The organism is Kitasatospora albolonga, assembly GCA_002082585.1.
Taxonomy (GTDB): Bacteria; Actinomycetota; Actinomycetes; order Streptomycetales; family Streptomycetaceae; genus Streptomyces; species Streptomyces stephensoniae.
This window is the reverse complement of record CP020563.1, coordinates 4,771,370-4,794,419: the sequence shown is the minus strand read 5'-3', so window position 1 is coordinate 4,794,419 and position 23,050 is coordinate 4,771,370. Positions and strand designations below refer to the sequence as shown.

At 73.3% G+C, this 23,050-nt stretch carries 24 protein-coding genes and 1 tRNA gene; 13 read left to right on the top strand and 12 right to left on the bottom strand.

All coding sequences use genetic code 11. The features are described from left to right. Nucleotides 1–1,005, bottom strand: a complete 1,005-nt coding sequence (locus B7C62_21075; protein ID ARF74446.1) for a Fe2+-enterobactin ABC transporter substrate-binding protein — start codon at nucleotides 1,003–1,005, stop codon at nucleotides 1–3. Between the two features lie 227 nt (nucleotides 1,006–1,232). Between B7C62_21075 and B7C62_21070 the strand changes: the two genes are divergently transcribed. Then, complete coding sequence (locus tag B7C62_21070) at nucleotides 1,233–2,426, top strand: monooxygenase (GenBank protein ID ARF74445.1); 1,194 nt, start codon at nucleotides 1,233–1,235, stop codon at nucleotides 2,424–2,426. Nucleotides 2,427–2,747: 321 nt separating this feature from the next. On the opposite strand, the gene B7C62_21065 is transcribed toward B7C62_21070, so the two are convergent. Then, nucleotides 2,748–3,089 (bottom strand): hypothetical protein, encoded by a 342-nt coding sequence (locus B7C62_21065; protein ID ARF74444.1) that lies wholly within the window; start codon nucleotides 3,087–3,089, stop codon nucleotides 2,748–2,750. 1 nt (nucleotide 3,090) lies between these two features. On the opposite strand from B7C62_21065, the gene B7C62_21060 reads away from it, so the two are divergent. From B7C62_21060 to B7C62_21045, 4 genes are all read left to right on the top strand, one after another. After that, complete coding sequence (locus B7C62_21060) at nucleotides 3,091–3,459, top strand: hypothetical protein (GenBank protein ARF74443.1); 369 nt, start codon at nucleotides 3,091–3,093, stop codon at nucleotides 3,457–3,459. 158 nt (nucleotides 3,460–3,617) lie between these two features. Then, nucleotides 3,618–4,118 carry a hypothetical protein gene (locus B7C62_21055; GenBank protein ARF74442.1) on the top strand — a complete coding sequence of 167 codons (501 nt, stop codon included), beginning with the start codon at nucleotides 3,618–3,620 and terminating at the stop codon, nucleotides 4,116–4,118. A gap of 71 nt (nucleotides 4,119–4,189) precedes the next feature. Further along, the gene (locus tag B7C62_21050; protein ID ARF74441.1) at nucleotides 4,190–5,140 is read left to right on the top strand and encodes an AraC family transcriptional regulator; all 951 of its coding nucleotides are present in this window, start codon (nucleotides 4,190–4,192) and stop codon (nucleotides 5,138–5,140) included. A 491-nt stretch (nucleotides 5,141–5,631) separates the two neighbouring features. Beyond that, nucleotides 5,632–6,168, top strand: a complete 537-nt coding sequence (locus tag B7C62_21045; protein ARF74440.1) for a hypothetical protein — start codon at nucleotides 5,632–5,634, stop codon at nucleotides 6,166–6,168. A gap of 91 nt (nucleotides 6,169–6,259) precedes the next feature. Here the strand turns inward: B7C62_21045 and B7C62_21040 are convergent, their stop codons facing one another. Both B7C62_21040 and B7C62_21035 read right to left on the bottom strand, forming a co-directional pair. Beyond that, nucleotides 6,260–7,129, bottom strand: coding sequence for an NAD(P)-dependent oxidoreductase (locus tag B7C62_21040; GenBank protein ARF74439.1), 870 nt, complete (start codon nucleotides 7,127–7,129; stop codon nucleotides 6,260–6,262). Between the two features lie 149 nt (nucleotides 7,130–7,278). Beyond that, nucleotides 7,279–7,352, bottom strand: a tRNA-Met gene (locus B7C62_21035). 198 nt (nucleotides 7,353–7,550) lie between these two features. On the opposite strand from B7C62_21035, the gene B7C62_21030 reads away from it, so the two are divergent. Both B7C62_21030 and B7C62_21025 read left to right on the top strand, forming a co-directional pair. Then, nucleotides 7,551–9,788 carry a pimeloyl-CoA synthetase gene (locus B7C62_21030; GenBank protein ARF74438.1) on the top strand — a complete coding sequence of 746 codons (2,238 nt, stop codon included), beginning with the start codon at nucleotides 7,551–7,553 and terminating at the stop codon, nucleotides 9,786–9,788. Between the two features lie 77 nt (nucleotides 9,789–9,865). Next, nucleotides 9,866–10,699 (top strand): enoyl-CoA hydratase, encoded by an 834-nt coding sequence (locus tag B7C62_21025; GenBank protein ID ARF77302.1) that lies wholly within the window; start codon nucleotides 9,866–9,868, stop codon nucleotides 10,697–10,699. 94 nt (nucleotides 10,700–10,793) lie between these two features. On the opposite strand, the gene B7C62_21020 is transcribed toward B7C62_21025, so the two are convergent. Further along, nucleotides 10,794–11,528, bottom strand: coding sequence for a hypothetical protein (locus B7C62_21020; protein ARF74437.1), 735 nt, complete (start codon nucleotides 11,526–11,528; stop codon nucleotides 10,794–10,796). A 168-nt stretch (nucleotides 11,529–11,696) separates the two neighbouring features. On the opposite strand from B7C62_21020, the gene B7C62_21015 reads away from it, so the two are divergent. From B7C62_21015 to B7C62_21005, 3 genes are all read left to right on the top strand, one after another. Further along, the gene (locus tag B7C62_21015) at nucleotides 11,697–12,056 is read left to right on the top strand and encodes a hypothetical protein (protein ID ARF74436.1); all 360 of its coding nucleotides are present in this window, start codon (nucleotides 11,697–11,699) and stop codon (nucleotides 12,054–12,056) included. Nucleotides 12,057–12,133: 77 nt separating this feature from the next. Continuing rightward, nucleotides 12,134–13,495: a hypothetical protein gene (locus B7C62_21010; GenBank protein ARF74435.1), complete on the top strand. Its 1,362-nt coding sequence runs from the start codon at nucleotides 12,134–12,136 to the stop codon at nucleotides 13,493–13,495. 190 nt (nucleotides 13,496–13,685) lie between these two features. Next, nucleotides 13,686–14,981, top strand: coding sequence for a hypothetical protein (locus B7C62_21005; protein ARF77301.1), 1,296 nt, complete (start codon nucleotides 13,686–13,688; stop codon nucleotides 14,979–14,981). Between the two features lie 63 nt (nucleotides 14,982–15,044). Here B7C62_21005 and B7C62_21000 read toward each other — a convergent pair whose 3' ends face one another. The 4 genes from B7C62_21000 to B7C62_20985 all read right to left on the bottom strand — a co-directional run bounded on the left by B7C62_21000 (nucleotide 15,045) and on the right by B7C62_20985 (nucleotide 18,191). After that, complete coding sequence (locus tag B7C62_21000) at nucleotides 15,045–16,256, bottom strand: FAD-dependent oxidoreductase (protein ID ARF74434.1); 1,212 nt, start codon at nucleotides 16,254–16,256, stop codon at nucleotides 15,045–15,047. Next, nucleotides 16,253–16,447, bottom strand: coding sequence for a ferredoxin (locus tag B7C62_20995; protein ID ARF74433.1), 195 nt, complete (start codon nucleotides 16,445–16,447; stop codon nucleotides 16,253–16,255). Before B7C62_20995 ends, B7C62_21000 begins: the two co-directional genes overlap by 4 nt. Before the next feature lie 285 nt (nucleotides 16,448–16,732). Beyond that, nucleotides 16,733–17,692: a pyridoxamine 5-phosphate oxidase gene (locus tag B7C62_20990; protein ARF74432.1), complete on the bottom strand. Its 960-nt coding sequence runs from the start codon at nucleotides 17,690–17,692 to the stop codon at nucleotides 16,733–16,735. Between the two features lie 43 nt (nucleotides 17,693–17,735). Then, complete coding sequence (locus tag B7C62_20985) at nucleotides 17,736–18,191, bottom strand: glyoxalase (protein ID ARF77300.1); 456 nt, start codon at nucleotides 18,189–18,191, stop codon at nucleotides 17,736–17,738. A 163-nt stretch (nucleotides 18,192–18,354) separates the two neighbouring features. Between B7C62_20985 and B7C62_20980 the strand changes: the two genes are divergently transcribed. Beyond that, nucleotides 18,355–18,975: a hypothetical protein gene (locus tag B7C62_20980; protein ARF74431.1), complete on the top strand. Its 621-nt coding sequence runs from the start codon at nucleotides 18,355–18,357 to the stop codon at nucleotides 18,973–18,975. Nucleotides 18,976–19,056: 81 nt separating this feature from the next. On the opposite strand, the gene B7C62_20975 is transcribed toward B7C62_20980, so the two are convergent. Next, complete coding sequence (locus tag B7C62_20975; protein ID ARF74430.1) at nucleotides 19,057–19,728, bottom strand: hypothetical protein; 672 nt, start codon at nucleotides 19,726–19,728, stop codon at nucleotides 19,057–19,059. Nucleotides 19,729–19,894: 166 nt separating this feature from the next. On the opposite strand from B7C62_20975, the gene B7C62_20970 reads away from it, so the two are divergent. Both B7C62_20970 and B7C62_20965 read left to right on the top strand, forming a co-directional pair. Then, complete coding sequence (locus B7C62_20970) at nucleotides 19,895–20,380, top strand: HPP family protein+B94 (GenBank protein ID ARF74429.1); 486 nt, start codon at nucleotides 19,895–19,897, stop codon at nucleotides 20,378–20,380. A gap of 94 nt (nucleotides 20,381–20,474) precedes the next feature. After that, entirely contained in the window at nucleotides 20,475–21,080 is a 606-nt protein-coding gene (locus tag B7C62_20965) for an NADPH-flavin oxidoreductase (protein ARF77299.1), read from the top strand. Nucleotides 21,081–21,194: 114 nt separating this feature from the next. Here the strand turns inward: B7C62_20965 and B7C62_20960 are convergent, their stop codons facing one another. Together B7C62_20960 and B7C62_20955 are read right to left on the bottom strand one after the other, a co-directional pair. After that, nucleotides 21,195–22,514, bottom strand: coding sequence for an MFS transporter (locus B7C62_20960; protein ID ARF74428.1), 1,320 nt, complete (start codon nucleotides 22,512–22,514; stop codon nucleotides 21,195–21,197). 65 nt (nucleotides 22,515–22,579) lie between these two features. Then, nucleotides 22,580–23,005, bottom strand: a complete 426-nt coding sequence (locus B7C62_20955; protein ARF74427.1) for a hypothetical protein — start codon at nucleotides 23,003–23,005, stop codon at nucleotides 22,580–22,582. Nucleotides 23,006–23,050 lie beyond the last annotated feature (45 nt).

Below are 23,050 nucleotides of genomic sequence, written 5' to 3'. Positions count from 1 at the left end.
TCAGCCGAAGGACTTCTCGATCTTGTCGATCAGGTTGCCCGCGCTGTAGTAGTCCAGCCGGAACGTGTCCAGGCCGAGGTCGTACACGCGCTTGTCCTTGACGGCGGGCAGGTCCTTCCAGACCGGGCGCGCGGTGGCGGCGGTGATCTCCTCGGGGGTGTGGCTGACGAAGAGGAGCGAGCTGTCCTTCGCGGTGTCGGCCACCTTCTCCTGGCTGAACTCCGCGAAGTCCGAACGGCCGCCCTGCGTCTGGCCCTTGCCGGCCGGGGGCTCCAGCACCGTGAAGCCGAGCGAGGTGAGCAGCCGGCCCTGGGCGGACTCGGGGGTGAAGACGGTCATCGCGGACTGGTTGTCGCGGACGAGCGCGGCGGACTGCTTCGGCACGGTGATGGCGGCCTTGACCTCGCCGACCCGCTTGTCGTGGGCGGCGACGACCTCGGTCGCGCGCTCCTCCAGGCCGAGGTCCTTGCCGAGGCGGGCGGTGAGGTCCTGCCAGGAGACGTCGTCGTGACGGTAGAGGAGGGTGGGGGCGACGGCCGAGAGCTTGTCGTAGAACTTCTCGGCGTTCTCCGCGCCGGAGGAGGCGCCGATGATGAGGTCCGGCTTCAGCGCGAGGACCTTCTCCACCTCGGGCTCGAAGCCCTGGTAGGCGACCTTGACGCTGTTCTTGGCGGCGGCGTCGGACCACTGGGTGAAGAAGCCCTGCTTGTCGGTGATGACCGAGGGCGGGGTGGCCTGGGAGGCGATGACCGGGGCGTCGAGGGCCAGCAGATGGCCCGTCATGGTGACGCTGACCGAGACGATGCGCTGGGGCTGGGCGGGCACCTTCTCGGCGGTTCCGGCGTCGTGCTTGACGGAGCGGGTCGCGGCGGACGCCTTGTCGTCCTTGCCGCTCCCGGCGCTCTTGTCGGCCGGAGCGGAGCTGCCGCAAGCGGTGAGCGCGAGGAGTCCGGCGGCGACGACCGCCACCCCCTGGAACCGGGTCCGAAGCTGTCTGCCGTTCATGTACGTCCCACCCCTTCGACCGCCTGGCGGGCGCGCGGCACTGCACCGCGCGAGGGCCCCCCGGTGGCCACCTCACAACAACCGAAGCAAGGTTAGCCTTACCTTAGGCGGGGCGAGGGGCCAGAAAGGGTGCGCAACCACCGCATCCCGCCCCCCGTGATCAATTCGCAATCGATTCCCACCATGACCGAGACCCATCAACAGAGCGGACGATTACGCTCCGAACCATGCCCAACAGCCCGTCCCCCACCGGCAGTACCGACGCCGTCGCCCTCACCGACCGTACGGACGACCGTCCCGTCTACGTCATCGGCGGCGGCCCGGGAGGGCTCGCCACCGCTGCCGCGCTGCGCACCCGGGGCGTACGGGCGGTGGTCCTGGAGAAGGCGGACCGGGTGGGTGCCTCCTGGCGCGGCCACTACGACCGGCTGCACCTGCACACCACCCGCCGCTGGTCGGCGCTGCCGGGGCTGAGGATGCCGCGCAGGTTCGGGCGCTGGGTGGGCCGGGACGACCTGGTGCGGTATCTGGAGAAGTACACCGAGCACCACGAGCTGGAAGTGGTGACGGGCGTCGAGGTGAACCGGGTCGACCCGCACCCCGACGGCTCCGGCGACTGGCAGCTCACCGCCACCGGCGGCCGGGTCCTGCGGGCCCGCGCGGTCGTCGTCGCCACCGGCTTCAACCACACCCCGCGCCTGCCGGACTGGCCGGGCCGCGACACGTTCACCGGGGAGCTGCTGCACGCGGCGGAGTACCGGAACCCGGCCCCGTACGCCGACAAGGACGTCCTGGTGGTCGGCATCGGCAACACGGGGGCCGAGATCGCGGCGGACCTGGCGGAGGGCGGCGCCTCCCGGGTGCGGATCGCGGTGCGCACCGCCCCGCACATCGTGCGCCGCTCCACTGCGGGCTGGCCCGCGCAGGCGACCGGTGTCCTGGTCCGCCGGCTGCCGGTGTGGCTGGTGGACCGGCTGGGGGCCGTCCTGGCCCGGATCGCCGTACCGGACCTGTCGGCGCAGGGGCTGCCGCGCCCGGAGAAGGGCCTGTACTCCCGGGTCCGCGAGGGTGCGATCCCGGTCCAGGACGTCGGGCTGATCGACGCGGTGAGGACCGGCCGGGTGGTTCCGGTGGCGGCCGTCGCCTCCTTCGACCAGGACGCGGTGGTGCTGGCCGACGGCACCCGCATCGCCCCGGACACCGTCATCGCGGCGACCGGCTACACCCGCGCCCTGGAGCCGCTGCTCGGCCACCTGGATGTGCTGGACGCGCGGGGCCGCCCGGTCGTCCACGGCGCCCGCTCCCCCAAGCAGGCCCCGGGCCTCTACTTCACCGGCTTCACCAACCCGATCAGCGGGATGCTGCGCGAACTGGCCCTGGACGCGGGGAAGATCGCCAAGCGGGTGGCGCGGGCGCACTAACGCCCCGGGCCGCCGCCACGGAAGGCCCTCCAGCCGCGCCGCGGGTCACGGTGGCGGCCCCCGCGCTGTGCCCGCGCCCCCTGAACGGCGAGAACCGGCCAACCTCAAGCCTTTGACCTCGCGGCCGAAAAGAAAGCCGAAAAGAGTGGAACCCTTCCACGGAAAACGGCATCACTTATGCCCGCACCGATCGTTTCGGAATCAATTACTCCACTCAATCCATCCCGTCAACCTCATATCAACCTCATATCAACCTCATATCTTGCCCGGATCGCGAAAATTCGCTTCCGCTAAGCATTCGCGAGGCCCTAGATTCCTGCCTCATCCGCTCCCGCCACGGGAGCGAGAACGAGGGGAAAAGGCCATCAAGATCAACAGAGCGAGATTCACCACCGTTGTCGCACTGGCGGTCGTCACCGGACTCGGCACACCCGCGGTCGCCGCCCACGCCGCCGCGCCCGCCGCGCCCGCCGCGAGCAACAGCGCCCCCGGGAGCGTCACTTCGGCCGCCGACACCCCGGCCGAGGGCGAGTACGAAGAGGACCTGCCGATTCCGGGTGAGCCGCCGGAGGTCAAGTTCCCCGACACCGAGCCCGACACGCCGGACGGGCTGGAGTGCACACCGGGCTGGTTCTTCAAGATAACCAAGAACACCAAGAACACGATGTCCGTCAAGGACAGGGCATTCGTCGAGAACAAAAAGAACTACGCCATCGACTACAAGTTCAGCTCCAGGAAGTCCGGAACCACCGAACTCGGCGCGTCCGTGACCATCAGCGCCGATATCGGCGTCAAGATCCTCGGCTCCATCAAGGCCGAAATCCAGGCCAGTGCCAAGAAGAGCTGGACCTCGGAGATCGGCATCGAGACCGGGGGCAAGGTGAAGGCGAAGAGCACCGTGAAGGGCGACTTCGGGATCTACAAGGAGAACATCGAAGGCTACAAGTACCACCGCGGCAGCGCCTGCCAGAAGAGCAACAAGCAGAACATGAAGGCATGGGCGCCCTACCGCAACGGCTGGGTCATCAGCTGAGAACCGGGCCCTCAGCTGAGAACCGGGCCCTCAGCTGAGGGGCTGGATCACCGGCCGACGGCTGGATCATCAGCCGGAGGGCACCACCACCTCGGCTCGTCCGCTGCCCGGCCCGGTCACCCGGGCCGGGCAGTCCGCCGCACTCCAAGGAGCACACCTTGCGCCGACGCGTTCTCGCCGCCGCCCCGCTCACCGCCGTCCTTCTCATCAGTGGCTGCACCGGTTCCGCGGACACCGGCACCCCCGAGGGGTCCGGCCGTCCCGCCTCGCCCACGGCGAGCGAGCCCGCCGCGTCCCAGCCCCCGTCCCCGTCCCAGCCCGCGCCCTCGGACGGAACGGCCGCGCCCCGGCTGGTCGTTCCGGGAAAGGCGCCCTCCCTGGTGCCCGAGACCTCCGGCTCCGGCAACAAGGACCTTCCCGCGTTCACGCCTGCCGAGGAGATCTACACGATCTACGCGGGCTGTTCGGGGAACGGCTCGGTCACCCTCGTGGACCGGGACAACCCGGGCGGCGAACCCCATGCGATCGTCTGCAACGACGTGCAGACCGTGGGGGTCATCCACACGGAGATCGAACCGCAGCGGCTCTCGGTCCGCGTCACCGGCGGGGCCACCGAGTGGAAGATCGCCGTGGTGTCGGGCGACACCCGGACCGCCTGACCCATGGGCATCCGTCCGCTGTGCATAGGCGAACGTCCGGAGCGGGCGGTGCGTCTGCCTATCGTGGGCCCATGGACGTGTTCGACGAGTTGTTGCGGGGCGTGCGGGGCAAGGGCGCGGTGTTCGGGCAGTCGGTGCTCTGGCCGCCGTGGTCCCTGCGCTTCACGGACGGGGCCTATCTGACCCTGTGCCTGCCGATGCGGGGGGCCGGGTGGATCGTTCCGGAGGACGGGGAGCCGCGGCGGCTGGCTTTCGGCGAGGCCGCGATCGTCCGGGGGCCTGCGCCGTTCACCTTCACCGACGACCCGTCGAACGGTACGGGGCCGGGGGCCGCCCCGGGCGTACGGGAGGTCCGCTGGGGCGACGACCTGGCGCCCGCCGCCGGGCACGGTGCCGAACTGGACGGCCCCACCGTGCTGTTGGCCGCCGCCTACGACGTGCGGGCGGAGGTCCCCCAACGGCTGCTCCGGGCCCTTCCGCCGGTTCTCGTCGTGCCCGACGAGGACGACTGCGAGCCGCTGCGCGACTACCTGGTCGCGCAGATCGGCGGTGCGCGGCCCGGGCACCAGATCGTGCTGGACCGGCTGCTGGACTGGATGCTCGTATGCACCCTGCGGGACTGGTTCGACCGCCCGGAGGCCGAGCCGCCGGGGTGGTACGGGGCCCTCGGCGACGAGGTCGCGGGGCCCGCGCTGCGGGCGATGCACGAGGACCCGGCCCACCCCTGGACGACGGCCGAACTGGCGTCCCTGGCAGGGGTGTCGAGGACCACCCTGGCGAAGCGGTTCACGGAGCTGGTCGGGGACGGCCCGGTGGCGTACCTGACCGAGTGGCGCATGACCCTCGCCGCCGACCTGCTGACCCGCCCGGAGCTGACCGTGGCGGCGGTGGCCCGGCGGGTCGGCTACGCGGACGCGTTCGGCTTCAGCGCGGCGTTCAAGCGGCTCCGGGGCGAGAGCCCGAGCGCGTACCGGCAGGAGACCCCGGCCCCGGACCGCGTACGGGAGGCTCCGGCGGGGTGAGATGCCGTACGGGGGCGGGTCCCGTACAGGGGTGAGTCCCGTACGGGAGCGGGTCCCGTAGTACGAAGGCGAGTCGGTACGGGGGCGAGTCCCGCAGTACGAAGGCGGGTCCCGTACGGAGTGAGGGACGGGCGTCCATCGTGAGCGTCGCCCGCCCCTCTTTCGGGGGACCCGAACCCGTGCACCGTAAGCCCCGCTCCCCGCCCTCACCCCCCTCCCGAGGGCGTCGCCCCTCCCTCTCGGGCAGCGGCCCCGCGCCCCCGCCGGACGGCTTCCGCGCACGTCACAGCGGGGGCGACCGGCCCCGGGCCCGCACGGTCCCGGGGCATCGGCACCACCTCCGGCGCCCCTCCCCACCGGGGCCATAACCCACCGGCCCCCGCCCTGTCCCGTAAAGGGAAAAGCCCACCGGGCCCGCCGCGACGGCCGTCTACTGTACGGACACGTCCGCGCTGCCCCACCCGGCAGCAGCCCGTCCGAGGAGGCATCCCGTGTCATCGCCCTACGGCCCCCAGAACGCCCCCGCAGGCGATGTGGGCGCAGCGCTCCTGATGATCGACTCCCGGCTCAAGAGCATCCACAGCGGAACCGTTGAGGGCGACACCGAACAGCGGGAGCTGATCGAGCAGTTCACCGCGTCGATGGACGCGAAGGGAGCCCATGACGTCCTGGACGGCGCGTGCACGATCATCTACATGTTCATGGTCTGGCTGCGGGGAGCCCACGAGGACCACGGCAAGGACGTCATCGAGTACGTGGTGCCCAACCTCGTGGCCTCGATGCGCATGATGCCCATGAGCATCCGCCCCGAGGCCATCCCCACCATGGCGGGCCTGGTCATCGCCGCCGGCACCGGACTGAGCCCGAACCTGTGGCGCAAGCAGTACGGGGGGTGGACCGAGGCGGAGATGACCCCCCTGGAGGCCACCGCCTTCCTGCTCGCGGAGCACATCAACCGCATCACCGACGACCCCGACTTCGCCACCCGGCTGATCTCGGACGCCCTGGCCCGTACGGACGAGATCTGACGCCGCACGGGCGAGGTCTGACGCCGCACGGACGAGATCTGACGCCGCACGGACGAGATCTGATGCCGTACGGGCGAGCATCCGCACCCGGTCAGCCCCAGGCCCCCTTCTCCGCCGCCTCCCGGACGACCTCGGCGAGGTCGCGCGGGGGACGGCCCAGGGCCCGCTCGACCCCGTCCTTCACCGGGGCCTCCCGGCTCGTGCGGATCGGGTCCAGCGCGGCGGTCCAGAGCGCGGCCTCCACCTCCGACATCCCCTGCGCCACCAGCCCCTCCCGGAACGCGGCCTCCTCGGCCGGGATGTAGGAGGCCCGTACGTCGGAGACCTTCGCGATCTCGTCCAGGACGTCGGCCACGCCGAGCGCGCGCGGCCCCGACAGCTCGTACGCCTCGCCCTCGTGGCCGTCCTCGGTGAGCGCCGCCACCGCCACCGCAGCGATGTCGTCCGCGTCGATGTACGACGCCTCGCCGTCCCCGACGGGCAGGGTCAGGGACCCGTTGCGGATGTCTTCGAGGAAGACGCCCTCGGTGAAGTTCTGGGCGAACCAGCCCGGCCGCAGGATCGTCCAGGTCACGTCGGAGGACCGTACGGCCTCCTCGCCCTGGGCGTGCGGGCCGCCGTCGTAGTCGGGGGAACCGAAGTAGCCCGGTGTGTCCACGCCCCGGGCCGAGAGCAGCACCAGCCGCCGCACCCCGGCCGCCACGGCCCGCTCGACGAAGGCGGGCGTCGGGGAGGGCGTGGTGTCCAGCGGGACGATGTAGACGGCGGCGGCCCCCTCCAGGGCGGGCCCCCAGGTCTTCGGGTCCGCCCAGTCGAACGGGGTCTCCCCGGAGCGCGAGGCGGCCCGGGTCTCCACCCCCAGCTCACGGAGGCGGGCCAGCACCCTGCGGCCGGTCTTGCCGGTGGCGCCGAGGACCAGGACGGGGGAAGGTGCGGTGTTGGCTTCTGCTGTCTGTGTCATGCGCACCAGCCTCGCCCGGCACGGTCCCGCCCGCCATGGCTCAGCGTCCGGGAGGGATGTCCAGCCGTCCGGCCCTCGCGTCCCGCCCCGGGCACACGGCCGAGGCCCGGATCTCAGGAGATCCGGGCCTCGGTCATCTTCTTCATCAGTAGCGGGGACAGGATTTGAACCTGCGACCTCTGGGTTATGAGCCCAGCGAGCTACCGAGCTGCTCCACCCCGCGTCGGTGCGTCCCACCCTACGCCACTTCGCACCTCTCCGTGACCGGCGACGGCCTCCCCGGAAGCCTTTGCCTGCACGACCATTCCTGACGGCCCGTCAGTTCAGTAACCTGACAGTGCGTCAGCCAATTGCGCCTGCCCCCACGGACACCGGGCCGGCGGACCATCGAGCAGGACCATCGAGCAGGAGTGGCGGAACGATGCTTGGATCGACTCACGGCACCTTCACCACCGACTTCCGCGCCCGGGTGGTGGCCTGCGGCGAGGAGCCGCACGCCTCCGTCGTCAGTCTGCCCACCGCCACCCGGCAGGGCGGCCTCGATGTCAGCGGACGGCCGCTGCACCTGGCCGTGCCCGACCTGGACCGCTTCTTCCGGCCGCGCTCGGTCGCCGTCGTCGGCGCCTCCGACACCGAGGGGCGCCCGAACGCCGGGATCACCCGGCAGCTCATCGCCTGGGCCGAGCGGGTCGGGGCGCGGCTGCACCCCGTGCACCCGGCCCGGGAGGCCGTGTTCGGGCGGCTCTGTGTGCCGAGCGTCGCCGCGCTGGCCGAACTGGACGAACCCGTCGACCTCGCCGTCCTCCTGGTCGCCGACCCGCTCCCGGTGATCGAGGAGCTGGCCGAGGCCAAGATCCCCTTCGCCGTGGCCTTCGCCTCCGGGTTCGCCGAGACCGGGGAGGCCGGTGCGGTGGCCCAGGCCCGGCTGGCGGCGGCCGTGGAGCGGTCCGGGGTGCGGCTGCTGGGGCCGAACACCAACCTCAACGCCTTCGAGGAGTTCCGGGACGACCTGGCGGGCCCGGCCATCGCCCTCATCACCCAGTCCGGACACCAGGGGCGGCCCCTGCACGCCCTCCAGCAGCTGGGCATCCGGCTGTCGCACTGGGCGCCCACGGGCAACGAGGCCGATCTGGAGACCGCCGACTTTCTGGCGTACTTCGCCCAGCTTCCCGAGGTGGGGGCCATCGCCTGTTACGTGGAGGGGCTCAAGGACGGCCGTTCGTTCCTGCTCGCCGCCGACCGGGCCGCACGGGCGGGGGTGCCGGTGGTGGCGGTGAAGGTGGGGCGTACGGAGACCGGGGCCGAGGCCGCCGCCTCGCACACCGGGAAGCTGACCGGGGCCGACCGGGTGGTGGACGCGGCGATGCGGCAGTTCGGGGTGGTCCGGGTGGACGGCCTCGACGAACTCCAGGACACCGCCGCCCTGTTGGCCCGTGCCCGGCCACCGCGCGCGGAGGGCGTCGCCGTGTACTCCATCTCCGGCGGCACCGGCGCCCACTTCGCGGACCTCGCCACGGCGGCCGGGCTCACCCTGCCCACCCTCTCCGCCGCCAAGCAGGACGAGCTGCACGCCTGGATACCGGGTTACCTCAGCGTCGCCAACCCGATCGACAACGGCGGCCACCCCGTCGGGGACTGGCGCGGCCGGAAGATCATCGACGCGATCCTCGCGGACCCGTCCGTCGGGGTGCTCATCTGCCCGATCACCGGCCCGTTCCCGCCGATGAGCGACCGGCTCGCCCAGGACCTGGTGGACGCGGCGGAGGCCACGGACAAGCTGGTGTGCGTGATCTGGGGCTCCCCCGTGGGCACCGAGGACGCCTACCGCACCACGCTCCTCGGCTCCTCCCGCGTCGCCACCTTCCGTACGTTCGCCAACTGCGTCACCGCCGTGAAGTCCTACCTGGACCACCACCGCTTCACCTCCGGCTACCGCTCCCCCTTCGACGAGGCCCCGCGCACCCCCTCCCCCTCCTTCCGCAAGGCGCGGGCCCTGATGCGCCCGGGCCAGCAGCTCAGCGAGCACGCGGCGAAGCAGCTCCTGCGCGCGTACGGCATCCGCGTCCCGCGCGAGCAGCTCGTGACGAGCGCGGCAGCGGCCGTACGGGCGGCCGGGCCGGTCGGCTACCCGGTCGTGATGAAGGCGTCCGGCCCCCGCCTCGCCCACAAGACGGAACTGGGCCTGGTGAAGGTGGGCCTGACATCGGCCAGCCAAGTGCGCGATGCCTACCGCGAGTTGACGGACATCGCCCGCTTCGAATCCGTCGACCTGGACGGCGTCCTGGTCTGCCAGATGATCGACCGGGGCGTCGAGATGATGGTCGGCGTCACCCACGACCCTCTCTTCGGGCCGACGGTCACGGTCGGGCTCGGCGGGGTGCTGGTGGAGGTGCTGCACGACACGGCGGTACGGGTGCCCCCCTTCGGCGAGAAGGAGGCCCGGGACATGCTCGACGAGCTGCGCGGCCGGGCGCTGCTGGCCGGGGTGCGCGGCGGGGCGCCCGTCGATGTGGACGCCCTGGTGGAGGTGGTGCTGCGGGTGCAGCGCATGGCCCTGGAGCTGGGCGACGACCTGACCGAGCTGGACATCAACCCGCTGGTGGTGCTGGGGCGCGGACAGGGCGCGGTGGCGCTGGACGCGCTGGCGGTGTGCCGGTGAGCCGGGAGCCCGTGAACGGTGGTGAGCCGGTGGGTCCGGAGCTCGCGACCGGAGGTGCGTCAGCGAGCCCGGAGCCCGTGAACGGCGGGGCATCGGACCCGGGGCATGCCGAACCCGTGGAGTCCACCGTCCTCCACTCCACCACCCCCGACGGCGTCTCCTGGATCACCCTCAACCGTCCCGAGGCGATGAACGCCGTCACCTGGGAGCAGCGTGAACGGGTCATCGCCCTGCTGGCCGACGCCTCCGCCGACCCCGCCGTACGGGCCGTCGTGCTCACCGCCACCGGCCGGGGCTTCTGCGCGGGCGCCGACCTGCGCGGCTCCCCGGCCCGGACCGGCGAGCGCCTTCCCGGAGATGTCGCCCGGACCGTCCGGCTCGGCGCCCAGCGGCTGGTCGCCGCCGTACTGGACTGCGAGAAGCCGGTGATCGCCGCCGTCAACGGGACCGCCGCCGGGATCGGCGCGCATCTGGCGTTCGCCTGCGATCTGGTCCTGGCGGCCGATACGGCGACGTTCATCGAGGTCTTCGTACGCCGGGGGCTCGTCCCGGACGGCGGCGGCGCGTATCTGCTGCCCCGGCTGGTGGGGCCGCAGCGGGCGAAGGAGCTGATGTTCTTCGGGGACGCGCTGACGGCGGCAGACGCGGAACGGCTGGGCCTCGTCAACCGCACCGTACCGCCCGATGAGTTGACCGCCCTCGCCACCGCGTGGGCCGGACGGCTGGCCTGCGGGCCGACCCGGGCCATCGCCCTGACCAAGCAGCTCGTGAACGACTCCCTGACCGGCGACCGGGCCACGGCGTTCGCGGCGGAGGCGGCCGCCCAGGAGATCAACATGACCACCCGGGACGCCAACGAGGGCGTCGCCGCGTTCGTCGAGCGGCGCGCACCGGAGTACCGGGGGTACTGAGAGAGCGTTCCGCTCCGGCGGGGCTGTTCGCTCCGGGGTCTGCGACCACGGGCGAAAACATCTGTGGGGTCGGAGAGTTGCTGCCCGGGTACCGTCATCTTGCCCATGACGGGCAGAACTCCACATGTAACTGTTCCCAGCCGCTCAGGTCCCGTGGACCGGAGTCCCAGTCGTAGATGGACCGGCAGACGTGGTAGTTGCAGCCCCCGGGCAGGTAGAGCCCGGTCGCGGCGGCGGGCGGCCCGTGCTTCGTGACGGCGAAGATCTCCTTCGCCCCCTCCCGGAACGCCGCTGAACCACCGGTCAGCAGCAGGGTCTCGGCGTGGATGTCCCTGCGGAGAAGGAACCGGCTCGCCTCTTTCGGGTCGTCCGGAATGCCGTACTCGGCCTCGGAGGCAGGAAGGTCCCGCTCCGGCACACACGCGGTACGCAGCTCGCGGGGAGCGTGGGCCGCGTTGAGATACTGCCGAATCCGCTTCCAGCGGGAAGGGCGCAACTGCACCGAGCGGGGAGCGAGCACGAGATCGAGCGGCTGCCCGGCTTCCCGGCCGATACCGGGTACAGCAGGACCGGCCCGCATCGGCACGTGGACCAGCGATCGCGGCGATCGCGCCGCGAGCAGCCACAGGGTGCCCATGCGCCTGCCGTCCGCCCGGTCGACGTACATGTTGTAGTGGCCCTGATAACCGTGGTCCTTGTGGAGAGCGACGTTCTTCAACGGTCTGGCCGGCCGGATCACGCGGTACTCCGCACCCGCAAGCCGCACCTTCTGCACGACGATCTTCACCCGCAGGCTGTCCCGGGTCAGGGGCGCTCGTGATGCGGTCATGGGGATGTCCTCCCGTCTGCCGATCCGTTCGGCTTCACCGGTGGCTCGTTGTCGCTCAGGTCCAGGGTGGCACCGGGCAAGCCCCCGGGACGGAGTGAGTACGGGGCCGTGGTCCGCTGAGTCATCCGCCCCATGCCCGGGGCGGCGGGGGCCGGTGAGGATCGGGGGGTGAACCCTCGTACGTACGACATTCTCTACCGACCGGCCCGGATCGCCCCTCCGCCCCGGCGTACTCCTGTGATGCTCCTGGCCGCAGGGTTGTGGCTGCTCGCCTGGGTGCTGATCTCCTTGCCGGTCGCCCTGGCCGGTCTGACGGTGGTGTGGGGGATGGCCGAGGGCGTGCCGATGACGGGCTTCCTGCTCTGGTGCGTCGGCGGTGCGTCCGCCGGTACGGCCGTGCTCGTCGCGGTCCGTCTGGCACCGGCCGTGCGGCGGATGCGCGCCGACGCCCGGAGCCTGCTGCTGGCGGCCCTGGCCTGCCTGGTCTCCCTGGTCCTGGCAGCGGTCACCTGGCTCTCCGCCGTATGACCGATGCCGTTGCGGACGGTGCTGCTGGCCCGGTGCTGTCGGTACGGTGTCAGAGGTGGGCGCTAAGGTTCTGGACCGTGGACGCTGCTGACCTTGACCACCGGGCCCGGACGCGGTCCGGCTGTATCCCGCCGGAGCTGGTCTCGCGGCTGCTCGAACGAGGCCATGCCGATGTGGTGGAGTCGCAGGCCGGACGCGGGGAGTGGTTCTGCGCGCTGGCGTGGGCGCGGGTGCTGGGCGAGCAGGGGCGCGAGGCCGACGCTTCGGAGGTGCTCGCCCCGTACGTGGCGACGGGCTGGTGGACGGCTGTCGCCGCCATGACCGAACTGCTGGAGGGCTGGGGCCGCGTCGAGGAGGCGATCGGGATCAGCCGGGCCCGCATGGAGGCGGGGCACCCGCTGGCTCTGGACGCCTACGCGCGGCTGCTCGCCCGGCACGGCCGGGCCGGGGAGGCGTTCGATCTGCTCGCGCCGCACATCACCGACTGGACGCTCGCCACCGCCCTGGTCGAGGTCGCCTCCGCGGCCGACCGCGAAGAGGAGGCCGCCGCGCTGCTCGCCGGGCACATCCGGGCCGACCACCGCTGCGACGGCCCGTGGTGCTGCCGGGGACTCGACCCCGAGCTGGCGCTGGGCCTGCTCGCGACGCTCCGCGAACGCCAGGGCCGCATCGACGAGGCCATCGCCCTGCTCCGCCGTCGGCAGATCACCTCGATCGACAACCGGGACCAGCTCGCCGACCTGCTGGCCCGGCACGGCCGCGTCGAGGAGCTTCGCGCCTACGCCGCGTCGGACGGGCACGAGGAGGCCGTACAGCGGCTGGCGGAGCTGCTGGAGGAGCAGGGCGATGTGGAGGGCGCGATCGCGGTGTACGGGCAGGCGGACGGCCCCGCGGCCCGGGACCCGAACGCGGCCTGCGACCTTGCGCGGCTCCTGGCCCGGCACGGACGGGGCCAGGAGGCGATCGCCGTGATGCGCGCCCAGGCCGACGCGCACCCCGGCGACGACTGGATTCTTCACGCCCTGTCCGAGCTGTGCCTCGACCAGGGACGCCCCGCCGACGGCCTCGCCCATCTCGACGCCCTCGACGCCCGGCGCGGCGGTGAGACCGAGTGGGAGCTGTACTGGATGCGGTTGCCGCTGATCGCCGCCTGCCATGGGGTCGACGCGGCGGTCGAACGGGCCCGGGCCCACCCCGAGGGCACCTCCTGGTACGCGGCGGAGCACATCGCCCGCCTCCTCGCCGGTGCCGGGCGCACCGGGGAAGCCGTCACCGTCCTCCAGCAGCACGACCGCCGGATCGGCCACGATCTCTCCGGCTACCTCATCGACCTCGGCCGCGTCGAGGAGGCCCTGGCCATCCTGTCGCTGCCGCACAGGAGCTCCCGGCCCCCGCTCGTACCGACGACACACCTGTGGTCCGAAGCGCCACCGTTCTGAAGCCTGGCCGGGTGCCTGACTTACTGAAACCGGGTGCCTGACTTACTGAAAGGGGCGGGGAAGGGTGCTTGAGGGCTTCGAGGGTGTGAAAGCAGCGGCGATGGGGCTCGCGGGAGGCGCGCCGCTTACCGGCACGCTCGATGTCGCCGACCCCGGTGACTGGCTCGCGCTCGACGGCGGGGTGCGCGAGGTGTCCCGGTTCCACCCGCCGTTCCTGCTGGAGTGGGCGCGTTCCGCCGCACCGCCCGCCGGTCTGGCCCGGCTGGACGAGTCCCGGCTCGCCATCGCCCTCTGCCACCGCGACGGGCGGGTGCGCGAGGAGGCGGTCCGGCAGGCGGTCCGGCACCCCGGTCTGCTGCCGCTGGTCGTGATCCGCTGCGCCGACTGGGTCGGCCCCGTCCGCGAGCAGGCCCGGCAGTTGCTGCGGGAGGCCCTGGACGTGGACGCCGCCCTCGGCCTCGCGCCCCTCGTCCTCCGCGTCGGCCGCCGCGACAGAGGAGCCTTCGGCGTCGAGGTGCTCGGGCGGGTCCTGCGCGAGGCGTCCGGCGGACAGCTCGCCGTTCTCCTCGCCGACCCCGACCGCGTCGTCCGGCGGTTCGCGTACGGGCTGGCCGTCGAGGGTCGGCTGCTCCGTCCCGCCGAGCTGGCCCGCGTGGCCGCCCGGGACCGGGACACCGTGGTCCAGGACCTGTGCGCCACCGCGGCGCTCGCGGCTCTGGCGGATGAGGATGCCCACGAGGGCGTGCTGCCTCCCCTGCTGGCCGCACGCACCCCGCGTACCCGCTCGGCCGGGGTCACCGCGCTGCGGCGGGCGGGGCGGCCGGAGCAGGCGGAGCCGTTCCTCAGCGACCGTTCCGCCCTCGTACGCGCCTGCGCCCGGTACGTCGTACGGCAGCGGGGAGGTGACCCGGCGGCCTGGTACCGGGAGCGGTGCGCGGCGGCGGACGACCCCGGGCTGCCGCCCGGTGCGGTGATCGGGCTGGCCGAGTGCGGGGACCGTGCGGACGCCGGGCTGCTGCGGCCGCTGCTGGCGCACCCGGCGCCCGGGGTGCGGGCGCGGGCGGTGGCGGGGCTGCGGGCGCTGGGCCGCGTGGATACGGAGCGGCTGCGGCCGCTCCTCGACGATCCCGCCGCGGGTGTCGTCCGGGAGACCGCCGCCGCCCTGCTGCCCTCGGCCGGGGAACTGCCCGCCGACTGGCTGCTGGAGCGCACCGGCTCCGAGCGGCCGCGGCACGTCCGCGTCGGGGCGTTCCGGCTGCTCGACACGCGGGGCGGCATCGTGGCGCTGCGGGCGGCGGTCGGTCTGCTGGAGGACCCGGACAGGAAGCTGCGTGTCTGGGCCGGGCAGTCGGTACAGCGCTGGCACCCGTCGCCGGACGAGCCGCAGGGCGACGCGGAGGTGGGTGAACTGCTCGACCGGGGTCGGCATCTGTTCAGCGACCATGTGCTGCGTCTGCGCAAACGGGAGGCGGGGGTGGAGAGTTGATGCCGGGCCCAGGCCCATCCCCCACCCCCCGCTTGGCATGAGGACAGGAGGATCAGCACGGGGTCAGCGTGGGGTGTACTCGGCCAACGTCCTGCGGTAGGCGGCCAGTCGGGAAGTCCGGCCGATGGTCAGGGCGCCGATCAGGCGCCCGTCCAGGTGGTAGCTGGCCTCCACGCGCCGGGCGCCCCGGTCGCACTCGTGGACCTTCACCGTGTCCGCGAGCCCCGGCAGGCCCACCGAGCGGAGCCGGACACCGTGGAAGTCGGACCAGAAGGACGGCACCTCGGCGAAGGCCGGGGCCGCGTCGCCCAGCAGCAGCGTACGGGCCGCCGCCGCACCCTGCTCCGCCGCGCCCGCCCAGTGGCCGAGGGCGGGCGCGGCGCCGTCCGCGAGGGGCTGCGGGACCCGGGCCGCGTCGCCCGCCGCGACCACGCCGGGCACCGTCGTACCGTCCGGGAACAGGGCCCGCAGCCGGGAGTCGGTGGGCACTCCGCCGACCGCCTCGATGCCCGAACCGGCCAGCCACCCGGTGGCCGGGGCCGCGCCCAGGGCGAGGACCGCGACATCCACCGCGAGAAGCTGGTCGTCGGCCAGCCGGACGCCCTTGAGCCTGCCGTCGGGGCCGGTCCCGAACTCGGTGACCGTGGTGCCGGTGCGCAGGTCGATGCCCTTCTCCCGGTGGAGCGTCCCCACGAACGCGCCGACCTCCGCGCCGACCGCGCGCTCCAGCGGTACGGCCCCGGATTCCACGAGCGTGACGTCGAGCCCGAGCGCCCGGCCCGCCGCCGCGACCTCACCGCCGAGGAACCCGGCGCCGAGCACGAGCAGCCTTCGCCCGGGGGTGAGCGCGGCCCGCAGCGCCGCCGCGTCGTCCCGGCCGCGCAGGGTGAACACGCCCTGTTCCGGGCCTGGTTCGCCGTCCACGACACCGGACCGGGCGGCGGCCCCGGTGGCGATGACCAGGCCGCAGTAGGGCAGGCGCATGCCGTCGGCGAGCGTGATGACCCGGCGGTACGGGTCGAGCCGGACCGCCGCCCGCCCCAGCAGCCAGCGGGCCCGGAGGCCGTCGGGGACGGGGAGGGCGGTGTCGGCCGGGACGTCGGCCGTCAGGAACTGCTTGGAGAGCGGCGGGCGGTCGTACGGGGCGTGCCGCTCGGCCCCGACGATGGTCAGACGGCCGGTGAACCCCGCCTCCCGCAGGGCCGTCGCGGCCCGCAGCCCGGCCAGCGAGGCCCCGACGATCACCACCTGACGGGGAGAGACGGCGGCGCTCATGAGGCGGGGACCACGGTGATGGCGCGGACGGGGCAGGAGGCGGCGGCCTTCTCGGCCACCGCGCGGAGCCCGTCGTCCGGCTCGGCTTCGTACTGGAGGTGGTCGTCATCGTCGAACGAGAAGACCTCGGGGGCGGCGAAGACACAACTTCCGTGACTCTCGCAGGTGTTCAGGTCCACGGTGATCTGCATGGGGACTCCGTCACAGGTGTGGGCCCGGGGGGCCGGAGGGAGCTCCCGAGGGGGAAGCTCGGGAGGGAGGCGAGGGGAAGCTCGGGAAGCCCGGGAGGGCTCGGGCCCCGGGAGGCCCGGGAGGCCCGGCCGAGCCCAGGAGGCCCGGGAGACCCGGCGGAGCTCGGGATGCTCGGGCCCCTCGGGAGGCCCGGGAGCCTCGGGAGGCCCGGCTGAGCCCGGAAGACCCAGGAGCCCCCGCGAAGCCCAGGAGCCCCGGCCGAGCCCGGTAGGCCCGGCGGGCCTTCAGCCCGAAGTCGGCGGATTGAAGCGGGAGTAGACGGGCGCGGACCAGCGCAGCGGGGAGGCCGCCGCGATCTCCCGTACGGCGGTGATCTCGAACTCCACCAGCCGCTGCGCCCCGGGGTGGCGGGCCACTTCCGCCTCGTCCCACACCGTGCGGGCCGAGCCCGTCAGGTGCAGGGAGGTGCCGGTCTCCCAGCCGGGGACGAACAGCCCTGCCGCCGGGTTGAGTTCGAGGTTGCCCAGGGTCAGGAACATGGCGTTGCCGAGGTAGTCGGGCCAGCGCAGCACCCGGGGCGAGAGCACCTGGACGAAGCCGGGGTTGCCGCCCCGGTGGGAGGCGTCCGCGTCGCCCCGGTCGGATGCGGTGGCGACGAAGAAGGTGTCGGCGGTCCGCAGCACCCGCTGCTGGGCGGGGCTCAGCTCCGCGCTGTCGACGGCCGTACGCCGCCCCTGCGCACCCGAGCCCACACCCACGCCCGCACCCGCGCGGTGGTCGCGTTTCTGGATGTACTTGGGGCAGTTGGCGATGACCTGGTCGAGCTCCACGCGCAGCCCGTGGCCGTCGCGGACCGCCCGGCCGTTCATCCGCATCCGGCGGCGGGTGGCCGGCTCGATACCGATCATGCCGATCCGGACGGGCTCCCCTCCGGCACCGGTCCCGCCCCCCTTCCCGGCGCCGGAGAGGAGCGGGGCGAGCGGGTCCTCCGGCGGGGGCAGCGCCCCGATGTGCAGGGTCCGCGGCCGGGGAACGGTCAGGAAGCCCGGCTCCCCGGTGAGCTGGGTCGCCCAGACCCGGCCCCGCTCGTCCGTGCCGCCCACCACCACGTGGGGCTGTCCGGCGAGGAAGGCCACCGCCACATCGGGGACGGTGTTGCCGATGGCCCCCTGCGACTGTCCGGCCCGGCGGGCGAGGCCCGCCCGCTCCTGCACGGCGATCTCACCCCGGTGGTAGCCGCTCATGATCCTGCCTTTCGCCGAGAAGTGGCCCGTACCCGCGTTCCGCCTAGAAGAAGCCGCAGGTGGGGGCACCGGCGGTCGGGGCGTCGGCCGGGTCGGCGCCGAAGGGCGCGTAGACCTCCAGGCGGATGCCGTCGGGGTCGGAGAAGAAGATGCCGCCGGAGGTGCCGATCTCGCCGTGCGGGACGACACCGTCGTAGGCGAACTCGGCGTCCAGGGCGCGCAGGGCCTCCTCGGTGGCCCGGACCTCCTCGATGGTGTCCACCTGGAAGGAGAGGTGGTGCAGGCCGGGCAGCGTGGGGGTGAAGGCGCCCTCGCTCTGCTGCCACAGGGTCACCACGAGCCGGGAGTCCCGCCCGAGGAAGGCCCAGCGGCGCTCGCCGTCCATGCCCTCGCCCAGCACCTCGAAATCGAAGACCTCGCGGTAGAAGGCGAGCGAACGGGTCAGATCGGTGACGTTGAGGCCGATGTGGCCGGTCTGCAGGTTCTTCGCCTTGCTCATGATCGATTCCACGCCTTCGGTCGGGGCCACGAGACATCTCGTAACCAGTGAAATCGAATTTAAGGGTTAGAGATGAGGCCGTCAACCGGTGAAAGGCGCATGGCCGGTTAGTATCGGTGTACACGGGGGTACAGGAAGTACTCACGACGAAGGGACATCTGCCGTGCCGCACCCCACCGGGCCCGACCCCCGGCCGCTGATCGGCGAACCCCTCGCGCTCGACCTGCTGAACACCCGGTGGGTCGACGCGGAGGGCCCGCGTGACCTGCTGGAATCCGAGGACGGCCTGGCCATCTGGCTGGGCAGCGACCTCGTGCGCGAGCACACGGCCCCCCTCGCCCCCACCGCCGATCACGAGACCCTGACCCGGCTGCTGGAGGCCCGCACCGCGCTCGAAGCGCTGGCGGCGGCGACGGCATCGGCACCGTCAGCAGCCGCGACCGGCCGTCAGGATTCGGCCACCCCGGCCACCCCGGCCGCCACGGCGGCGCTCAACGAGGTGCTGTCCCACGGGCGCATCCGCCGCGGCCTCGGGGCGAACGGGCTGCCGGAGTCGGCGGTGGAGGTGGACGACCCGTCCTGGGGGCCCGCCTGGTACGCGGCCGAGAACTGGCTCCGGCTGGTGGCCGACCGGCCCGACCGCATCCGCGCGTGCGCGAACGGCACCTGCGTCCTGCACTTCTTCGACGTCTCGAAGAACGGCACCCGCCGCTGGTGCTCGATGGCCGGCTGCGGCAACCGCGCGAAGGCCCAGCGGCACTACGCCCGCCGCACCGGTACCTGAGCCGGAAGCCACGCCCGTACCGCCCGGGAAGTCACCCGGCGGGCAGCCGGACGGCCGCACCGGAGAACGTCGGACGCCCCGTCACGCCTCTTCGCCGTCCGTACGGGCGCGCCTGCTGTGGCGGGCCACGCGGACCCGGCTTCCGCACCCCGCCGTGCACCACGCGCGGCGGGTATGGGTCTTGACGAAGTAGAGGATGCAGCCCGGCGCGGGGCAGGCCCGCAGCCGGTCACCGTCGGCGCCCGTGAACAGCCCGACCGCGTCGGCGGCGATCGCCCCGAGCGCCCGGCGCACGGGGTCCCCCTCCACCGGGCGGACGACGGCCCGGAACTCCGGGCCGGGGGCCAGCTCCGGCCAGTCGGCGGCCATGCGCGCGTACGTGTTCACCACGGCCGACGCGCCGGAGTCCGGGCCACCGCCCGCCGCCCGCGCCCCGGCCAGGGAGCGCAGGGCCCGGCGCAGCTCCAGGAACTCGTGGTGCCGCTCCGGGCCCGCGGGCGGTGCGGCGGCCAGCGCGGCGGCGGTCCCGGGGGCGAAGCGGTGGCGCTGGGCGGCCAGCCAGCTGTCCAGGTCCTGCGGCCCGGCGGCGAGTGCGTCGACGAGCCGTCCCCGTAGACCGCCCTTGATGTACGTGGTGTTGACCAGGTCGAGGGGAAGCGGTTCGCCGGTGAGCGGCACGCCCACCCACGACTGCCCCCGCTCCCCCCGCCCCTCCGCCCGCTCTTCCCGCTCCTCCGCGACGCCTTCAGCCATCTCCCCATCCTGCCTCTCACGGAAAAGCCCCCGCAAAGCTAACGGATGAATCTATGCTTCAACCGTTAGCCCATGAACAGGTCGTCGCGAAAGGAATCCCGGTGCCCGACACCCCCCTCAACCACCCTCCCCGCTCAACCCCCGCACCCCCTCCTCCCTCTCCTCCCTGCCGGCCACCAAGGCGCCGCCCCACCCGAAGCCCTCCTCCGTCTCGGTCGCGACCCTCGGCGGTACGGTCGCCCTGCTGCTGCTCGCGGCCATCGGCCACGCCCTCGGCCAGACGGTGCTCATCCCGCCGCTGGCCGCCAGCGCCGCGCTCGTCTTCGCGGCGCCCGCCCTGCCGCTGGCCCAGCCGCGCCATGTCATCGGCGGGCAGCTCGTCTCGGCGCTCACCGGCTTCGCGGTCCTCGCCGCCGTCGGCGGCTCGGTGTGGGCCTCGGCCCTGGCGGGCGGCCTGGCGATCGGCGCCATGGCCCTCACCCGCACCGGACACTCCCCCGCCGCCGCCACCGCCGTCATCGTCGTGGCGACCCAGCCCGCGGCGCCCCTTTTTCTCGCCCTGCTGCTGCTCGCCACGGTCGTGATCGTGGGCGTCGGCGTCCTGGCCGGGCGCAGCGGAAAGACCGCCCGCTACCCCGCCTACTGGTGGTGAAAGGGCGGCCTCCGCCCCAACGCGCGCCCAGCGGAAGAGGTTCACATCTGACGAACCGTCAGTTCTAATGGACGGTGTGATGGGACACGCAGGCATGGCAGCCACCGCCGTCCGGTACCTCAGGTCCGTCGGCGCCGACACGACAGCGGCAGGGGCGGAGCACGCGCCGCCGGGCGCCCTGCCCCGGCCGGATCTGAGGGCCGTCCGGGACGGTGAGCGGCTCCCTGTCGACCCGGCCGAATTCCGGCGCGTACTGGGCCACTTCGCCAGTGGCGTCACCGTCGTCACCGCGCGCGACGCGGACGGGCCCGCCGGTTTCGCCTGCCAGTCCTTCGCCTCGCTCTCGCTGGACCCGCCGCTGGTCGCCTTCATGGTCGCCCGCACGTCGACGACCTGGCCGCGCATCGCCCGCGCCGGGGCGTTCTGCGTCAACGTGCTGGGGGCCGAACAGGCGCCGCTGTGCCGGGGGTTCGCGGTGAGCGGGGCGGACAAGTTCGCGGGGGTGGCGTACGAGGACGCCCCGGCGACGGGGTCACCGCTGCTCGGCTCCGTACCGGCCTGGATCGACTGCCGCGTGCACGCCGTCCACACCGGAGGGGACCACCTCATCGTGGTCGGCCGGGTGGAGGCGCTGGGGGCGGTGGCGGAGGGGGAGCCGCTGCTGTTCCACCGGGGGGTGTTCGGCCGGTTCACCCGCTAGCAGGCGCGCCGATGTTCAGCCGCTAGCGGGCACGCAGGGGTTCAGCCGCTCGGGAGGCGCCCCGGTTCACCCGTCGGCAGGTGCCGGTGTTCAGCCGCTGCCGCGCGCCCCGGTTCAGCCGCCGACAGGCGCCCGGGCGGCCCCGGCCCGCCGGATCACCAGCGACATCAGCGCGGCGACGGCACACAGCGCCCCCGCCGCGTACCAGACCACGTCGTAGCTGCCGAAGACGTCCCGCGCGACCCCGCCGAGGAATGCCACTACCGCCGCGCCCACCTGGTGCGAGGCCAGCACCCAGCCGAAGACGATGGCGCTGTCGTCGCCGTACTGCTCGCGGCAGAGCGCCAGCGTCGGCGGGACCGTGGCCACCCAGTCCAGCCCGTAGAAGACGATGAAGAAGACCATCGGCGGCTGCACCTCCGGCGCCATCAGCATCGGCAGGAACAGCAGCGAGATCCCGCGCAGCGCGTAGTAGACGGCGAGCAGGCGGCGGGCGTCGAAGCGGTCGGTGAGCCACCCCGAGAAGATCGTGCCGACGACGTCGAAGACCCCGATCACCGCCAGCAGCGAGGCGGCCGCCGTGATCGGCATGCCGTGGTCGTGGGCGGAGGGGACGAAGTGGGTGCGGATCAGGCCGTTGGTGGAGGCCCCGCAGATCGCGAAGGTCCCGGCCAGCAGCCAGAACGGGCCGGTGCGCGCCGCCGAGAACAGCACCTTCACCGTGCGGCGCGCGGCACCCCGCGCCGGGGCGGGCTTCGCCACGTACACACCGCCGTACGGGGCGAGCCCCGCGTCGGCCGGGTGGTCGCGCATCAGGAGCCAGACGAACGGGACCACGACGAGCGCCGCCAGAGCCGTGGTGACCGAGGCGGGCCGCCAGCCGTGCTCGGAGACGATCCAGGCGCAGAGCGGGAGGAAGATCAGCTGTCCGGAGGCTCCGGCGGCGGTGAGGATGCCGGTGACCAGGCCCCGCCGGGCCACGAACCAGCGGTGGGTGACGGTCGCGGCGAAGGCCATCGCCATGGAACCGGTGCCCAGGCCGACGAGGACTCCCCAGTAGATCATCAGCTGCCAGGAGGCCGTCATCCAGACACTGGCGAGCGCCCCGGCCGCCACCATGGTCAGCGCGGTCGCCACGACCCGCCGGATGCCGAACCGGTCCATCAGCGCGGCGGCGAACGGGGCCGTCACCCCGTACAGCGCCATGTTGATGGAGGCCGCGAGCCCGATCTCGCCCCGCGACCAGCCGAACTCGGTGTGGAGCGGGTTGATGAGCAGCCCGGGCAGGGTCCCGAACGCGGCGCCGCCGACGATCGTCACGAAGGTGACGGCGGCGACGGTCCACGCCCGGTGGATACGGGGACGGGGTCGGCGGCCCGCGCGGGACCGCTGCCGGTCGCCGTCCTGGGCCGCGCTTTCGATGGTCTCGGTCACGGGGACCAGCCTCTGGTCCGCCGCCCCACCCCCACGAGTGGCCGGAGGGACATGGTTCGCAGGGATCAGGCCACCGCACGGGGCCGGAATCCCCGGCGTACGCCCGCGTGCACGCCCCACGCCACCGCCGCGCCCACCACGTACCAGAACAGGTCCGGCCCGTTGAACGTCGACCCGAGGACCAGCCGGGCGACCGCACTCCGCGCCGACAGCCCCGCGGGCACCCCCGTGAGCTGGAAGAACTCCACCGCCCAGCTCAGGCCGAGCCCGATCCCGGCCACGGCGAGGGGCCGCGCGCGGGGAGCGCAGAAGGCGACGAGGGCGCAGAGCAGCACCGTATAGAGCGCGCTCCCCGCGTACTTGGCGAAGGCGCCGTCCGCCCCGGCGCGCACGGCGAGCCCGGCGGCGACGGTGAGGAGGGCGGCGCAGGCCGCAAGGACGCGGGCACGGAGGGCGGAGCCCCGTACGGGACGCCTCCCCCGGAACGGCATCGGCGGCCGGAACGGTGGCGACGGCCGCGGCGCACGCGGGCCGTC

Excerpts from the sequence above, each read along its gene's own strand:
- B7C62_21030 (ARF74438.1), top strand. The coding sequence starts at position 7,551 with ATGCTTGGATCGACTCACGGCACCTTCACCACCGACTTCCGCGCCCGG.
- B7C62_21070 (ARF74445.1), top strand. The coding sequence starts at position 1,233 with ATGCCCAACAGCCCGTCCCCCACCGGCAGTACCGACGCCGTCGCCCTC.
- B7C62_21050 (ARF74441.1), top strand. The coding sequence starts at position 4,190 with ATGGACGTGTTCGACGAGTTGTTGCGGGGCGTGCGGGGCAAGGGCGCG.
- B7C62_21020 (ARF74437.1), bottom strand. The coding sequence starts at position 11,528 with ATGACCGCATCACGAGCGCCCCTGACCCGGGACAGCCTGCGGGTGAAG.
- B7C62_21075 (ARF74446.1), bottom strand. The coding sequence starts at position 1,005 with ATGAACGGCAGACAGCTTCGGACCCGGTTCCAGGGGGTGGCGGTCGTC.
- B7C62_20985 (ARF77300.1), bottom strand. The coding sequence starts at position 18,191 with ATGAGCAAGGCGAAGAACCTGCAGACCGGCCACATCGGCCTCAACGTC.
- B7C62_21060 (ARF74443.1), top strand. The coding sequence starts at position 3,091 with ATGTCCGTCAAGGACAGGGCATTCGTCGAGAACAAAAAGAACTACGCC.
- B7C62_20965 (ARF77299.1), top strand. The coding sequence starts at position 20,475 with ATGGCAGCCACCGCCGTCCGGTACCTCAGGTCCGTCGGCGCCGACACG.
- B7C62_20955 (ARF74427.1), bottom strand. The coding sequence starts at position 23,005 with ATGCCGTTCCGGGGGAGGCGTCCCGTACGGGGCTCCGCCCTCCGTGCC.
- B7C62_21040 (ARF74439.1), bottom strand. The coding sequence starts at position 7,129 with ATGACACAGACAGCAGAAGCCAACACCGCACCTTCCCCCGTCCTGGTC.
- B7C62_20990 (ARF74432.1), bottom strand. The coding sequence starts at position 17,692 with ATGAGCGGCTACCACCGGGGTGAGATCGCCGTGCAGGAGCGGGCGGGC.
- B7C62_20995 (ARF74433.1), bottom strand. The coding sequence starts at position 16,447 with ATGCAGATCACCGTGGACCTGAACACCTGCGAGAGTCACGGAAGTTGT.
- B7C62_21000 (ARF74434.1), bottom strand. The coding sequence starts at position 16,256 with ATGAGCGCCGCCGTCTCTCCCCGTCAGGTGGTGATCGTCGGGGCCTCG.
- B7C62_20975 (ARF74430.1), bottom strand. The coding sequence starts at position 19,728 with ATGGCTGAAGGCGTCGCGGAGGAGCGGGAAGAGCGGGCGGAGGGGCGG.